Below are 13,521 nucleotides of genomic sequence, written 5' to 3'. Positions count from 1 at the left end.
CGTTATCGTCTCCCCATCTGCTGGCGCACCAGCACAATCAGCACCGGCGCACCGATAAAAGCGGTCACGATGGAAACGCGCAGTTCACCGGGCACCAACAGGCGACCGATGATGTCGGCAGCCAACAGCAGGCAAGGCGTTAACAACAGGGTAATGGGCAGCAACCAGCGATGGTCGTCGCCCGCCAGACGTCGCGCAATATGCGGAGCCATCAGGCCAAGAAAGGCGATCGGGCCGACGGCTGCGGTGGCTGCGCCGCACAGCAACGTAATGGCAAGCAGGCCAGCCAGCTGGGTGCCAACCACGCGCGTGCCCAGCGCGGTAGCCAGTTCGCCGCCCATGCTCAGACTGTTCAGTGGTCGCGCCAGTGTCAGTGCCAATAGCGTGCCGATGGCAATCGCTGGCGCCACGGTGGCCAGCATCGACATGCTGCGAATATCCAGCGAACCGGTGTGCCAGAAGCGCAGATGATCGTAAATCTGCGGATTGAGCAAAGAGATACCGGAGGTCAGTCCCTCCAGCACGGCACTCAGCGCCACGCCCGCCAGGGTCAGCCGCACCGGATTGGCACGTCCGCCGCCGATAGCACCGGTGAGCGCCACCAGCAGCGAGGCGAGCAGTGCACCACCGAAGGAGAACCACAGCCAGGCCGCTGGCGTATCGGCGCCAAACAGCGCGATGCCGATCACCACCGCAAAGCCGGCACCGGCATTGATGCCTAAAATACCGGGATCGGCGAGCGGATTGCGCGTTAGGGTTTGCATCAGCACCCCAGCAAGGCCCAGTGCGGCACCGGCCAGCCAGCCGGCCAGCGTGCGCGGTATGCGTGCTTCACGCACGATCAAGCAATCCGCGCGATGACACTGGCTGGTCAGCGCGTCGGCAACCGTTTGAAGCGGGATAGATTTGGCGCCCAGCATTACGCTCAACGCCGAAAGGATGATCAACAGCAGTAACAGACCTGTGATTCCGCCAGCCTGGCGCATTACGCTCTCCGCTTTCGGCGGCCCGTTGGCCGCGGTGCAAACATGATAATGATTGTTATTATCGTTATTACTCGTATTACCTATGTTACCATGACTCAATACCGATCTGACGCGTAAATTGCTGCAAGGCATTGTAATGAAGAAATCTTCCCATCTGATTGACCTCAGCTTATTAAAAACCCATCCCGACTTTCGCGCCGTGTTCGTTGCGCGTTTTCTCTCGATTCTGGCGCTTGGCATGCTGGTGGTGGCGGTGCCGGTGCAAATTCAGCAGCTCACCCACTCCAGCTGGCAGGTTGGCCTGTCGGTGACCCTGGCGGGCGGCGGCATGTTCATCGGCTTGCTGCTCGGCGGCGTGCTGGCTGACCGCTATCCACGTAAACGGCTGATTCTGTTTGCCCGTTCAACCTGTGGCATCGGTTTTGTCGGCCTCGCCTGCAACGCCCTGCTCCCTGCACCCTCGCTCACCGCGATCTATTTGCTGGCGCTGTGGGATGGCTTTTTCGGTGCCATTGGCGTTACCGCGTTGCTGGCTGCCACACCCGCGCTGGTAGGACGCGAAAATCTGATGCAGGCGGGTGCCATCACCATGTTGACAGTGCGGTTTGGCTCAATCCTTTCACCGGCGGTAGGTGGCCTGGTGATCGCCAGCGGTGGCGTGGTCTGGAACTATGCGCTGGCGGCGCTGGGCACGCTGTTGACGCTGCTGCCCTTGCTGCGGCTGCCCGCATTGCCACCTCCGCCACAGCCGCGCGAAAATCCCCTGCGGGCGCTGGCGGGTGGTTTCTCTTTTCTGCTGGCCAGCCCGCTGGTGGGATCGGCTGCGCTGATCGGCGCGCTGATTACCCTGGCAAGTGCGGTTCGCGTGTTGTATCCGGCGCTGGCACCGCACTGGCTGGTGGCACCGGCCCAAATTGGCCTGATGTATGCCGCCGTGCCTGCCGGTGCGGCAATCGGCGCCTTAACCAGCGGCCAGCTCAAAACGGCAGCCCGCCCCGGTCAACTGATGCTGATCACCGCTCTGCTGGCTTTTATCGCGCTGGCACTTTTTAGCCTGATGCCGCAATTTTGGCTGGCGCTGCTCTGCCTGGTGGCGTTTGGCTGGCTCAGCGCGATCAACAGCCTGTTGCAGTACGCCATGATTCAGTCGCTCACACCGGATGCGTTATTAGGAAGGGTAAACGGGTTGTGGACGGCGCAGAATGTCACCGGCGATGCGCTTGGTGCCGCGCTGTTAGGCGGCATGGGATCGCTGTTGCTGCCGCAGCAGGCAGCGACGGTATTTGGCGCCGCCGCCGCGCTGGTGGCGGTTGTTATGCTGCTGACGCTGCGCGGTTTACGCCGTTACCGTCAGCCTGCCGCCTCGCTCTCATGAGGATGTGAACAGGGTTTCCAGCCGCGTCAGCAGGTTGCTGGCGCTAAAGTAGTCCAGACGGAAGGTATCGGTGCCCAGCGCATACACCCGTTTTGCTTTTACCGCCGCGGTATCGGCAAGAAACGGATTTTGCATCAGGGCGCTGGCGTCCGCCTCCGTGGCGGCAAACAGCAGATAGCTCTGGCCATTGAGATCGGTGGCCAGATTCTCACCGCCAGACTGAATGATATCTTTTCGCTTACCCATGCTGTGGCTGGTTTGACTCACAGGCGGCCTGGCCAGCGTGAAACCGAGCTGCTGCAGCAGCTTTCCCTGCGCAGAATCAGCGGTCCAGATATTGGTGGAGCGGCCACCGGCGTTATACACCATTGCCGTGACGGGCTGTGGTGGCAGCGTGATCTTCTTCTTCAGCGCCGCTTCGCGACGATCAAAATCCTTCACAATTTGCGCTGCCTTCGCCTCATGCCCGGTGGCCTCTCCCAGCGTCGCAACCACCTGCTGCCAGCTCTTATCATCGTAATTAACCACCAGCACCGGTGCAATTGCCGACAGCTGATCCACCAGCTTAATGGCGGAGTCGTTGCCGGTGGCGCTGACCACAATCAGATCCGGCGCCTGTTCCGCAATCGCCTCGGCATTGGCTTCACCAATATAGAGACGCTTCACGCCGCGCTGCGCGGCGACGTCGCCCCACTGATGGAAAAAGCCCTGCTTATCCGCCAGACGGCCGCCCGGTGCGGTGGCGCCACTGGCGACAACCGGCGCGTCAATGGCCAGCAGCGATCCGGTCAGGGTAACGCTGGTAGAAACAATCCGCTGTGGTGCCTGCGCCAGGGTAAGGGTGCCCTGCGCACTTTTAATCTCGCGCGGCCAGCTTCCGGCAGCATGCGCCATCATGCTAAACAGCGAGCACAGCAGCGTGGCGGTAACAATAAACGGTCTGGCTTTCACGTAATTCACTCCTTTAAAGCGGCGGTCAAACAGGCGCAAAAATCGCCGTCTGACGGCTCGACGCGAAGAAAATGCGCCCTGTTTATTGACTCTGAACGGCAATCGACGTAGGTTACAGAGCCACAATACAAATGATAATAATTATCACTACTCTTATCATTTAGAGGTTGGATTATGGTGGAAACTTCCGTGTTTGAAAATGCCTTTGTAGAGGATTTTGACGCCGTCAGTCGCGGCTTCTTCTATCTGTCTCCCTGGCGCAGCCTGTGGACTCAAGGGTGCTTTAGTCGACTGACCACGCCGGTGGCAGGCGCTGAACAGCCCGATGGCGCGTTTCAATGCCAGCTTCGCCAACAGTTCAGCGAGGCGAAGCAACAGGGCATTCAAAATCCCATTATGGTCGGCGCGATTCCTTTTGATGCGAGTCAGCCTTCGGCGCTGTTCATTCCCGAAGCGAGCCACTTTTTTGATCGTCAGCAGCTCGCTGGCGGTTTTACCGATACGCCTTTACCCACGGTAACAAGCCGCACTGCGCTGCCGGATCATGCCGCCTTTACCGACATGGTGGCACAAGCGGTAAACGCCACCTCGCAGGGTGAACTGGATAAAGTCGTGCTGTCGCGGCTGATGGATATCACCACCGAGCGGCCGGTCGATACCGCCATGCTGATGCGCCGTATCATTAACCAGAATCCCACCAGCTATAACTTCCATGTGCCGCTGCCTGACGGCGGCTCACTGCTCGGCGCCAGCCCGGAGTTGCTGTTACGTAAGCAAAACGGCGAGTTCAGCTCCTGCCCGTTAGCCGGTTCCGCGCGGCGTCAGCAGGATCGGCAACAGGATAATGCTGTCGGCCAGCGCCTGATGCACTCCTCTAAAGATCGTCACGAGCACAAGCTGGTTACCGATGCGATGCGCGATGTGCTGCAAAGCCGCAGTTCGCTGCTTTCGGTGCCGGAAACGCCGCAGCTGGTGACCACGCCAACACTGTGGCATCTGGCCACCTGGATCAACGGCGAAGCGCGCGATCCACGCGATAACGCATTATCTCTCGCCAGCCTGCTGCATCCGACGCCTGCACTCAGCGGTTTTCCGCACGCCAGGGCACAAAAGCTGATTGCTCAGCTGGAACCTTTTGATCGCCATCTGTTTGGCGGCATCGTCGGCTGGTGTAACGAAGCAGGCGACGGCGAATGGGTCGTGACGATTCGCTGCGGCACCGTTCATAACACACGCGTGCGACTGTTTGCCGGCGCAGGCATCGTGCCCGATTCCTCGCCGGAATCTGAATGGAATGAAACCGGCGTTAAGCTCGACACCATGCTGCGCGCTTTTGGATTGCAATAAGAGAAGCCACTATGACTATTTCCTATACGCGCTGGCCTGACGATCTCGCCGCGCGCTATCGCCAAAAAGGCTACTGGATCGACCTGCCGCTCACTGACATCCTTAACCGTCAGGCGGAAAACGATGCCGTGGCGGTGATCTGTGGTGAACAGCAGCTCACCTATCGCCAGCTGGCGCAGCAGTCAGACCGCCTTGCCGCCGCGCTCCAGCGGCGTGGCCTGAAACAGGGTGATACCGCACTGGTGCAGCTCGGCAACGTTGCTGAGTTTTACATTGTGTTGTTTGCCCTGTTTAAAATCGGCGTGGCGCCGGTGAACGCGTTGTTCAGCCATCAGCGCACCGAAATGAGCGCCTATGCCAAACTGATCTCACCTGCTCTGCTGATTGCCGATCGTCAGCATAGCCTGTTTGCCGACGATCTCTGGCTGGATGCGCTTCGTCACCAGCAGCCCGAGCTGCGCACGCTGGCTTTCATTAATGGCACCGATGACACGCAATCGCTGACGACGCTCATCAACGAAGCGGCAGAGGATTTTGTAGCCTCGCCTTCGCCCGCCGATGAAGTGGCTTTTTTTCAGCTCTCCGGCGGCAGCACCGGCACACCAAAACTGATTCCGCGCACCCATAACGATTACTACTACAGCATTCGCGGCAGCGTGGAGATTTGCCAGTTTACCGCCGATACGCGCTATCTCTGCGCCCTGCCCGCGGCGCACAACTACCCGCTGAGTTCTCCTGGCGCGCTGGGTGTGTTCTACGCCGGTGGCCGGGTTATTCTGGCCAGTGATCCCAGCGCCAACCTTTGCTTTCCGCTAATTGCGCGCCATCAGATCAACGTCACGGCGCTGGTGCCGCCTGCGGTAAGCCTGTGGCTGCAAGCAATCAACGAATGGGGCGGCAACCAGCAGCTCGCCTCGCTGCAATTGTTGCAGGTCGGCGGCGCTCGCCTGAGCGACGTGCTCGCTGCGCGCATTCCGGCTGAAATCGGTTGTCAGCTACAGCAGGTGTTTGGCATGGCGGAAGGGCTGGTCAACTACACGCGCCTTGATGACAGCGACGCGCGCATTTTTACTACCCAGGGCTGCCCTATCTCGCCCGATGATGAAGTGTGGGTTGCCGATGAGCAGGGTCATCCGCTGCCAACGGGCAGCACGGGTCGCCTGATGACGCGCGGTCCGTATACCTTTCGCGGCTACTATCAAAGCCCCGATCACAACGCCGTCAGCTTTGATGACAACGGTTTCTACTGCTCGGGCGATCTGATCGCCATTGATGCCGAGGGTTATATTCGCGTGCAGGGCCGGGAGAAAGATCAGATCAACCGCGGCGGTGAGAAGATCGCGGCGGAAGAGATCGAAAACCTGCTGCTGAAGCATAGCGATGTGATCCATGCCGCGCTGGTCTCGATGGAAGACAGCCTGATGGGCGAGAAGAGCTGTGCGTTTATCGTGGTGCGGCAGCCAATCAAACCGGTGATGCTGCGTCGTCATCTGCGCGAGCTCGGCGTGGCGGAGTTCAAACTGCCCGATCGCATCACCTGCGTTGATGCTCTGCCATTAACACCGGTTGGCAAGGTGGATAAAAAACGTCTGCGCCAACAGCTTGCTGAGCAGCAAGCCTGAACTGAATCTGGAGAACCACAATGACCATTCCCAAACTGGCCGACTACGCGCTGCCTGACGCGGCAGACCTGCCGCAGAACAAAGTACAGTGGGCTTTTGAGCCGCCGCGCGCCGCGCTGCTGATTCACGACATGCAGGACTATTTTCTCAATTTTTGGGGCGAGAACAGTCCGATGATTCAGCAGGTAGTAGAGAACATTGCCTGCTTGCGCCGCTACTGCAAAGCGCAAGGTGTGCCGGTGTTTTATACCGCGCAACCGAATGAACAGAGCGATGCCGATCGCGCCCTGCTGAATGACATGTGGGGACCGGGACTGAACAAGCATCCTGAACAGCAGAAAGTGGCGGCGGCGCTGGCACCGGACGCTGACGATCATGTGCTGGTGAAATGGCGCTACAGCGCATTTCATCGCTCGCCGCTGGAAGAGACGCTGCATGAAATGGGCCGCGATCAGCTGATTATTTGCGGCGTGTATGCCCATATTGGCTGCCTGACCACCGCCACCGACGCCTTCATGCGTAACATCAAACCCTTTATGGTGGCCGATGCGCTGGCCGATTTTACCCGTGAAGAGCATATGATGGCGCTGACTTACACCGCAGGCCGCAGCGGCCGCGTAGTGATGACCCGCGATCTGATGCCGCTGCCGCTCGACAAGGCGGAGCTGCGCGCTATGGTTCTGCCGCTGCTGGAAGATGATGATCAGCCGGAAGATGACGATAACCTGATCGATTATGGCCTCGATTCCGTGCGGGTGATGACGCTGGCCGCCCGCTGGCGTCAGGTGCACGCTGACATCGACTTTGTGAGCCTGGCAAAAGATCCCAGCATCAACGGCTGGTGGGCATTGCTGTCACGCGAGCCGCAGCCATGAATATCGATTTCACCGCAAAGCAGGTCTGGGTAACCGGCGCCGGACAAGGCATTGGCTATCATATCGCGCTCGCCTTTCAGCAGGCCGGAGCGCAGGTGGTGGGATTTGATCGGCAGTTCAGGCAGACGGATTATCCGTTTCGCTGCGTGACGCTGGATGTGGCCGATGCCGATCAGGTTGCCCGCGTTTGCCAGCCGCTGCTGGCAGAGCAAAAACAGCTGGATGTGCTGGTCAACGGTGCCGGTATCCTGCGTATCGGCGCTACCGATACGCTGCCGGTTGCCGATTTTCAGGCGCTGATGGCGGTCAACGTCGGCGGCGCATTTAACCTGTTCCAGCAAACGCTGCCGCGCTTTCGTGAGCAGCGCAGTGGCGCCATCGTCACGCTTGCCTCTAACTCGGCGCACGCACCGCGCATTGGTATGTCCGCCTATGGCGCTTCCAAAGCGGCCTTGCGCAGCCTGTGCCTGTCGGTAGCGCTGGAAATGGCGCCGCACGGCGTGCGCTGTAACCTGGTGTCGCCCGGCTCAACCGATACTGATATGCAGCGCAGCCTGTGGCACACGCCGGATGCCGAACAGCGCACCATCGCCGGTTTCCCGGATCAATATAAGATCGGCATTCCTTTGCAGAAGATCGCGCAGCCGCAGGAGATTGCCAACGCGGTGCTTTTCCTCGCCTCGGATCTCGCCAGCCACATCGTGATGCAGGATATCGTGATCGATGGCGGCGCGACATTGGGCGCCTGATCATGAGCGCTATCTGGAAACGTCAGGTCGATCTTTCCGAGCTGAATCGCATGGGCGAAAACTGCCTGGTTGCGCATCTGGGCATCGTTTTTACCCGCATCGATGCAGGGAGCCTGGAAGCGGAAATGCCGGTGGATGCGCGCACGCGCCAGCCTTTTGGTTTGCTGCACGGCGGCGCGTCGGTGGTGCTGGCGGAATCCATGGGTTCGATAGCGGGCTATCTCTGTGTTGACACGGGCCAGAGCGTGGTGGGCATTGAGGTCAATGCCAGCCATCATCGGGCAGCCAGCAGTGGCAAAGTGCGCGGCGTATGTCGCCCGCTTCATCTCGGGCGTACGCATCAATCCTGGCAAATTGAGATTTTTAACGCGCGCGATCAGCTCTGCTGCAGCGCCCGGTTGTCGGTCGCGGTACTCGGCTGAAAGGCATAAAAAAAGGGCCGGTTTCACGGCCCTTTATCACGTTAAGTTCGCTTAACGCTGATAGATGAATTCAACACCTTCTTCGTCGTCTTCATCCCAGTCATCATCAAGATCGTCTTCTTCTTCAGGCTCAACATTTTCCAGCGCTTCGCGATGGTAGTCGTCCCACATGAATTCCACTTTCTCGGTCTGCATCTCTTCCAGCTCAGCCGCTTTCGGGTTAGCCACGATAAAGGCCATTACGTCCCAGCAGAGTGCGTTAACACCTACCCGGTTGGCCGCAGAGATCAGATAATATTTCTCATCCCAGCCCAGCGCTTCCACAATCGCTTTAGCACGTGCCTGTGCTTCTTCTTCGTCCAGCAGGTCAACTTTATTGAACACCAGCCAGCGCGGTTTCTGGAACAGCTTCTCGCTGTATTTTTCCAGCTCGCCGAGAATGATGCGGGCGTTCTCAACCGGATCGGATTCATCAATCGGCGCCAGATCGATGAGGTGCAGCAGCACACGACAACGCTCAAGGTGCTTCAGGAAGCGAATGCCAAGGCCTGCGCCATCGGCGGCGCCTTCGATCAGCCCAGGAATGTCGGCGATAACAAAGCTCTTTTCGGCATCCATACGCACGACGCCAAGGCTTGGCACCAGCGTAGTAAACGGATAATCCGCGACTTTTGGCTTGGCGGCAGAAACCGCACGGATAAAGGTCGACTTGCCAGCGTTAGGCAAGCCAAGCATGCCAACGTCTGCCAGCAGCATTAATTCCAGCTGCAGATCGCGTTTCTCACCTGGCGTGCCCATGGTTTTCTGGCGCGGCGTACGGTTCACCGACGATTTAAAACGGGTATTGCCCAGGCCATGCCAGCCGCCTTTGGCGACCATCTGCTTCTGCTCATGGCGCGTCATGTCGCCCAGTGTTTCACCGGTGCCCTGATCGATAATGCGCGTCCCCACCGGTACTTTGATGGTGATATCTTTACCGCGCTTGCCGGTACAGTCACGGCTCTGGCCATTCTGACCACGTTCAGCACGGAACGCTTTTTCAAAGCGATAATCAATCAGCGTGTTGAGGTTTTCATCAGCAACCAGATACACGTCGCCACCGTCGCCGCCATCGCCGCCGTCAGGGCCGCCTTTGGGAATATATTTCTCGCGACGGAAGCTCACGCAACCATTGCCACCATCACCTGCAACCACCAGAATGGTTGCTTCATCAACAAACTTCATCTTTTCTCTCCGTCACTTTTTCGCCTGACCAGACAAATGCGGCCAGACGGGTCCGCCAGGGTCTTCTGTGCTGACCGGCGGCGGAACATCTACTCTGTTTCACTAAAATTCGCACATAAAGTGTACAGCAATCGAATTGCTCTGGCCGGGTTTTTATCGCCCTGCCAGCAGCAGAATGTAAAAAGCCCCGCAAGAGCTGCGGGGCTTCAATTCGTCATTGCAGGCCGTTGCCAGCCCGAAGCGCGAAAACCTTACTCAGCAACGATGCTGATATATTTACGGTTGTTCGGGCCTTTGATCTCGAATTTAACTTTGCCGTCTGCGGTTGCAAACAGAGTGTGGTCACGACCACAGCCTACATTGCTACCTGCATGGAACTTGGTGCCACGCTGACGAACGATGATGCTACCAGCCAGAACTGATTCGCCACCGAAACGTTTAACACCCAGACGTTTTGCATTGGAGTCACGACCGTTACGAGTCGAGCCACCAGCCTTTTTATGTGCCATTTGTCAGATCTCCTGTTAAGCGCTGATGCCGGTAATTTTCACATCAGTGAACCACTGACGGTGGCCCTGCTGCTTACGATAATGCTTACGACGACGGAACTTAACGATTTTGATTTTCTCGCCACGACCGTGTGCAACGATCTCAGCTTTGATCACGCCGCCTGAAACCAGTGGCGCACCGATAGTTACTTCTTCGCCGTTAGCAATCATCAGAACCTGGTCAAACTCGATAGTTTCACCGGTTGCGATGTCCAGCTTTTCCAGGCGAACGGTCTGACCTTCGCTTACTCGGTGTTGTTTACCACCACTTTGGAAAACCGCGTACATATAGAACTCCGCTTCTGCGCTTGCCTTTCGTTGAATTCAGGCGGCGCGATAAATATTCATAATAGGGCGCGAATTCTACGCAATACTCGTTCAGAAGACAAGAGCACTTTGCAAAGGATCGCAGAAAAAAAGCGCAGCACAATCGCTCACGTTTCTCATCCCGATTTTTCGAGTACAATCCAGTAACAGATTCCCTGACATTCTGCCGGTAAAAACCTTTACCATGGCAATAAACTGAGCCAAAGCTGAACAGACTGATGAACTTAGAACAGATTAATGAACTCACCGCGCAGGATATGGCGGCGGTCAACGAGACCATCCTCGAACAGCTGAATTCAGATGTGACGCTCATCAATCAGTTGGGATATTACATTATCAGCGGCGGCGGTAAACGCATTCGGCCGATGATTGCCGTGCTGGCAGCTCGCGCCATGGGATACGAAGGTAAACTGCACGTCGTTAACGCCGCGCTGATTGAGTTCATTCATACCGCCACGCTGTTGCATGATGACGTGGTGGATGAGTCCGACATGCGTCGTGGCAAAGCCACGGCCAATGCGGCTTTTGGCAACGCTGCCAGCGTGCTGGTCGGCGATTTTATCTATACGCGCGCTTTTCAAATGATGACCAGCATGGGATCGCTGAAGATCCTCGCACTGATGTCAGAAGCGGTAAACGTGATCGCAGAAGGCGAAGTGCTGCAGCTAATGAACTGTAACGATCCGGATATCACCGAAGAGAGTTACATGCATGTGATCTACAGCAAAACGGCGCGGCTGTTTGAAGCGGCGGCGCAGGCTTCGGCGATTTTAGCTGACGCATCGCCAGCACAGGAAAAGGCATTGCAGGATTACGGTCGTTTTCTCGGCACTGCCTTTCAGCTGATCGACGATCTGCTCGATTACAGTGCCGACGGCCAGACGCTGGGCAAAAACGTTGGTGACGACCTGAGCGAAGGCAAGCCTACGTTACCGCTGCTGCATGCTATGCGCCACGGCAGCAGTGAGCAGACGGCGATGATTCGTCAGGCTATCGAACAGGGCAACGGCCGCCATCTGCTCGATCCGGTGCTGGAGACTATGCAGCAATGCGGTTCACTGGAATGGACGCGGCAACGCGCCGAGCAGGAAGCGGACAAAGCCATCGCGGCGCTGAAAGTGCTGCCGGAAACCCCATGGCGCAGCGCGCTGGAAGCACTGGCGCATATGTCTGTTCAACGCGATTTTTAAGCCAATCAGGAAGCCGTCCGGCTTCCGATTCTCCCCTCTTGCAGGCTATTACATTCCTTTTGCGAAACCCCACGCAAAATTGTTTCGTGGCGGAAATATTTCTGGAAACTTATTGGAAACTTCTGCTATAAATTCTTAAACAACGCCTTTATTTGTTTGAATTTATGACGTAGTTATCGGATACGCGTGGAGTTTTTAAGCGCTTTTATTTCCAATAAATTGCCTTCGCAAAAGGAGCAGATCGTATGTACGCATCTCACAAGGACTGGCATCCGGCGGATATCATCGCCGCCCTGCGTAAAAAAGGCACCTCACTGGCAGCGGTTTCGCGTCAGGCAGGATTGAGCTCATCTACGCTGGCGAATGCGCTCACGCGTCCCTGGCCTAAAGGAGAATGGCTTATCGCTGGTGCAATCAATGTGCATCCTGCTGAAATCTGGCCAAGCCGCTATTACGATCCGATCACCCACAAGCTGCTGGATCGTAAACGCCTGATCCGATCCTCGTCAAAAGAGGATCCGTTGCGTACATCGCTGTGATCCACCAGCATAAATCCAAGTGAAAAAAACGAAAAAAACGGCCGGGATAAGCCCGACCGTTTTATTGTTGCCGCGATTTACTCGCCGCTGATGCGTTCGATGTTCGCGCCCATGGCCTGAAGTTTGTCTTCAATGTGCTCATAGCCACGATCGATGTGATAAATACGATCGACCAGCGTAGTACCTTCAGCGATACAACCCGCCAGCACCAGGCTCGCAGACGCACGCAGATCGGTAGCCATAACTTGCGCACCCGACAGCGTTTCAACGCCATGACAAATCGCCGTATTGCTCTCGATCTCAGCGTGCGCACCCATGCGAATCAGCTCAGGAATGTGCATAAAGCGATTTTCAAAGATGGTTTCAGTGATCACGCCGGTGCCTTCTGCGACCAGGTTAAGCAGCGTGAACTGCGCCTGCATGTCGGTAGGAAAACCCGGATGCGGGGCGGTGCGCACGTTAACCGCTTTTGGCCGCTTGCCGTGCATGTCCAGGCTGATCCAGTCAGCACCGGTTTCAATATCTGCACCGGCATCACGCAGTTTGGCCAGCACCGCATCAAGCGTATCGGGCTGCGTATTTTTACACAGCACCTTGCCGCCAGAGATGGCTGCCGCGACCAGAAAAGTCCCGGTTTCGATACGATCGGGCAGAACACGGTAAACACCGCCGCCAAGACGTTCAACGCCTTCGATGGTGATTTTATCTGTGCCTGCGCCGCTGATTTTCGCGCCCAGCGTGTTGAGGAAATTCGCAGTATCAACGATTTCCGGCTCGCGGGCAGCGTTCTCAATGATCGTGGTGCCGGTGGCCAGCGTGGCTGCGCTCATAATGGTCACGGTAGCGCCAACGCTCACCTTGTCCATCACAATGTGCGCGCCTTTCAGACGACCATCGACCGACGCTTTGACATAGCCTTCTTCCAGCTTGATCTCAGCGCCAAGCTGTTCCAGGCCGGTAATATGCAGGTCTACCGGACGCGCGCCAATCGCACAACCGCCCGGCAGAGAAACCTGACCCTGCCCAAAACGTGCCACTAACGGCCCTAATGCCCAGATTGAGGCGCGCATGGTTTTCACCAGCTCGTAAGGGGCGCAGTAAATTGAGACATCGCTGGCATCAAGATGCACTGAACCGTTGCGTTCAGCTTTCACGCCAAGCTGGCTCAGCAGCTTCATGGTGGTATCAATGTCTTTTAACTTCGGGACATTCTGAATTTCCACCGGCTCTTCTGCCAGCAACGCAGCAAACAGGATTGGCAATGCGGCATTCTTGGCACCAGAAATCGTTACCTCACCACTCAGCCGGGTTGGACCCTGCACACGAAATTTATCCATTACACCTGCTCTCTGTTGATATATCTACA

14 protein-coding genes are annotated in these 13,521 nt (G+C 57.2%); 8 read left to right on the top strand and 6 right to left on the bottom strand.

The features are described from left to right. Window positions 1-2: 2 nt before the first annotated feature. Window positions 3-986 carry a Fe(3+)-siderophore ABC transporter permease gene (gene fepD, locus EM595_RS02445; protein ID WP_071852474.1) on the bottom strand — a complete coding sequence of 328 codons (984 nt, stop codon included), beginning with the start codon at window positions 984-986 and terminating at the stop codon, window positions 3-5. 136 nt (window positions 987-1,122) lie between these two features. Between fepD and entS the strand changes: the two genes are divergently transcribed. Further along, a complete protein-coding gene (entS, locus tag EM595_RS02440; protein WP_067427537.1) occupies window positions 1,123-2,361 on the top strand; it encodes an enterobactin transporter EntS in 1,239 nt (412 codons plus the stop codon). On the opposite strand, the gene fepB is transcribed toward entS, so the two are convergent. After that, window positions 2,356-3,258: a Fe2+-enterobactin ABC transporter substrate-binding protein gene (fepB, locus tag EM595_RS02435; protein ID WP_067435089.1), complete on the bottom strand. Its 903-nt coding sequence runs from the start codon at window positions 3,256-3,258 to the stop codon at window positions 2,356-2,358. The genes entS and fepB overlap by 6 nt on opposite strands. A gap of 228 nt (window positions 3,259-3,486) precedes the next feature. Here fepB and EM595_RS02430 point away from each other — a divergent pair, with 228 nt between their 5' ends. The 5 genes from EM595_RS02430 to EM595_RS02410 are packed head-to-tail and all read left to right on the top strand — an operon-like array spanning window position 3,487 to window position 8,327. Further along, window positions 3,487-4,659, top strand: coding sequence for an isochorismate synthase (locus EM595_RS02430; RefSeq protein WP_067427536.1), 1,173 nt, complete (start codon window positions 3,487-3,489; stop codon window positions 4,657-4,659). Between the two features lie 11 nt (window positions 4,660-4,670). Further along, window positions 4,671-6,281, top strand: a complete 1,611-nt coding sequence (locus EM595_RS02425; protein WP_067427534.1) for a (2,3-dihydroxybenzoyl)adenylate synthase — start codon at window positions 4,671-4,673, stop codon at window positions 6,279-6,281. Between the two features lie 20 nt (window positions 6,282-6,301). Then, window positions 6,302-7,156 carry an isochorismatase family protein gene (locus tag EM595_RS02420; RefSeq protein WP_067427532.1) on the top strand — a complete coding sequence of 285 codons (855 nt, stop codon included), beginning with the start codon at window positions 6,302-6,304 and terminating at the stop codon, window positions 7,154-7,156. A 2-nt stretch (window positions 7,157-7,158) separates the two neighbouring features. Then, a complete protein-coding gene (gene dhbA, locus EM595_RS02415; protein WP_269446995.1) occupies window positions 7,159-7,905 on the top strand; it encodes a 2,3-dihydro-2,3-dihydroxybenzoate dehydrogenase in 747 nt (248 codons plus the stop codon). A 2-nt stretch (window positions 7,906-7,907) separates the two neighbouring features. Then, on the top strand, window positions 7,908-8,327 hold the full coding sequence (locus tag EM595_RS02410) for a hotdog fold thioesterase (protein WP_067427528.1): 420 nt from the start codon (window positions 7,908-7,910) through the stop codon (window positions 8,325-8,327). Window positions 8,328-8,378: 51 nt separating this feature from the next. Here EM595_RS02410 and cgtA read toward each other — a convergent pair whose 3' ends face one another. The 3 genes from cgtA to rplU form a co-directional block, all read right to left on the bottom strand. Beyond that, the gene (gene cgtA, locus EM595_RS02405) at window positions 8,379-9,551 is read right to left on the bottom strand and encodes an Obg family GTPase CgtA (protein ID WP_067427526.1); all 1,173 of its coding nucleotides are present in this window, start codon (window positions 9,549-9,551) and stop codon (window positions 8,379-8,381) included. 251 nt (window positions 9,552-9,802) lie between these two features. Beyond that, window positions 9,803-10,060 (bottom strand): 50S ribosomal protein L27, encoded by a 258-nt coding sequence (gene rpmA, locus EM595_RS02400; protein WP_007886647.1) that lies wholly within the window; start codon window positions 10,058-10,060, stop codon window positions 9,803-9,805. Window positions 10,061-10,075: 15 nt separating this feature from the next. Continuing rightward, window positions 10,076-10,387 (bottom strand): 50S ribosomal protein L21, encoded by a 312-nt coding sequence (gene rplU, locus EM595_RS02395; protein ID WP_067427523.1) that lies wholly within the window; start codon window positions 10,385-10,387, stop codon window positions 10,076-10,078. 257 nt (window positions 10,388-10,644) lie between these two features. On the opposite strand from rplU, the gene ispB reads away from it, so the two are divergent. Both ispB and EM595_RS02385 read left to right on the top strand, forming a co-directional pair. Then, window positions 10,645-11,616, top strand: coding sequence for an octaprenyl diphosphate synthase (gene ispB / locus EM595_RS02390; RefSeq protein WP_067427521.1), 972 nt, complete (start codon window positions 10,645-10,647; stop codon window positions 11,614-11,616). Window positions 11,617-11,861: 245 nt separating this feature from the next. Then, window positions 11,862-12,155, top strand: a complete 294-nt coding sequence (locus EM595_RS02385) for a helix-turn-helix domain-containing protein (protein ID WP_067427519.1) — start codon at window positions 11,862-11,864, stop codon at window positions 12,153-12,155. 77 nt (window positions 12,156-12,232) lie between these two features. Here the strand turns inward: EM595_RS02385 and murA are convergent, their stop codons facing one another. After that, window positions 12,233-13,492: a UDP-N-acetylglucosamine 1-carboxyvinyltransferase gene (murA, locus tag EM595_RS02380; protein WP_067427517.1), complete on the bottom strand. Its 1,260-nt coding sequence runs from the start codon at window positions 13,490-13,492 to the stop codon at window positions 12,233-12,235. Between the last annotated feature and the right edge of the window lie 29 nt (window positions 13,493-13,521).

It is taken from the genome of Duffyella gerundensis, assembly GCF_001517405.1.
In the GTDB taxonomy this organism is placed as follows: Bacteria; Pseudomonadota; Gammaproteobacteria; order Enterobacterales; family Enterobacteriaceae; genus Duffyella; species Duffyella gerundensis.
Note: the sequence above shows the minus strand (reverse complement) of the source record. Positions and strands in the feature narration are given on the sequence as shown.

Coding starts and splice junctions, on each gene's coding strand:
- fepD (WP_071852474.1), bottom strand. CDS start 986: ATGCGCCAGGCTGGCGGAATCACAGGTCTGTTACTGCTGTTGATCATC.
- entS (WP_067427537.1), top strand. CDS start 1,123: ATGAAGAAATCTTCCCATCTGATTGACCTCAGCTTATTAAAAACCCAT.
- fepB (WP_067435089.1), bottom strand. CDS start 3,258: ATGATGGCGCATGCTGCCGGAAGCTGGCCGCGCGAGATTAAAAGTGCG.
- EM595_RS02430 (WP_067427536.1), top strand. CDS start 3,487: ATGGTGGAAACTTCCGTGTTTGAAAATGCCTTTGTAGAGGATTTTGAC.
- EM595_RS02425 (WP_067427534.1), top strand. CDS start 4,671: ATGACTATTTCCTATACGCGCTGGCCTGACGATCTCGCCGCGCGCTAT.
- EM595_RS02420 (WP_067427532.1), top strand. CDS start 6,302: ATGACCATTCCCAAACTGGCCGACTACGCGCTGCCTGACGCGGCAGAC.
- EM595_RS02410 (WP_067427528.1), top strand. CDS start 7,908: ATGAGCGCTATCTGGAAACGTCAGGTCGATCTTTCCGAGCTGAATCGC.
- cgtA (WP_067427526.1), bottom strand. CDS start 9,551: ATGAAGTTTGTTGATGAAGCAACCATTCTGGTGGTTGCAGGTGATGGT.
- rpmA (WP_007886647.1), bottom strand. CDS start 10,060: ATGGCACATAAAAAGGCTGGTGGCTCGACTCGTAACGGTCGTGACTCC.
- rplU (WP_067427523.1), bottom strand. CDS start 10,387: ATGTACGCGGTTTTCCAAAGTGGTGGTAAACAACACCGAGTAAGCGAA.
- ispB (WP_067427521.1), top strand. CDS start 10,645: ATGAACTTAGAACAGATTAATGAACTCACCGCGCAGGATATGGCGGCG.
- EM595_RS02385 (WP_067427519.1), top strand. CDS start 11,862: ATGTACGCATCTCACAAGGACTGGCATCCGGCGGATATCATCGCCGCC.
- murA (WP_067427517.1), bottom strand. CDS start 13,492: ATGGATAAATTTCGTGTGCAGGGTCCAACCCGGCTGAGTGGTGAGGTA.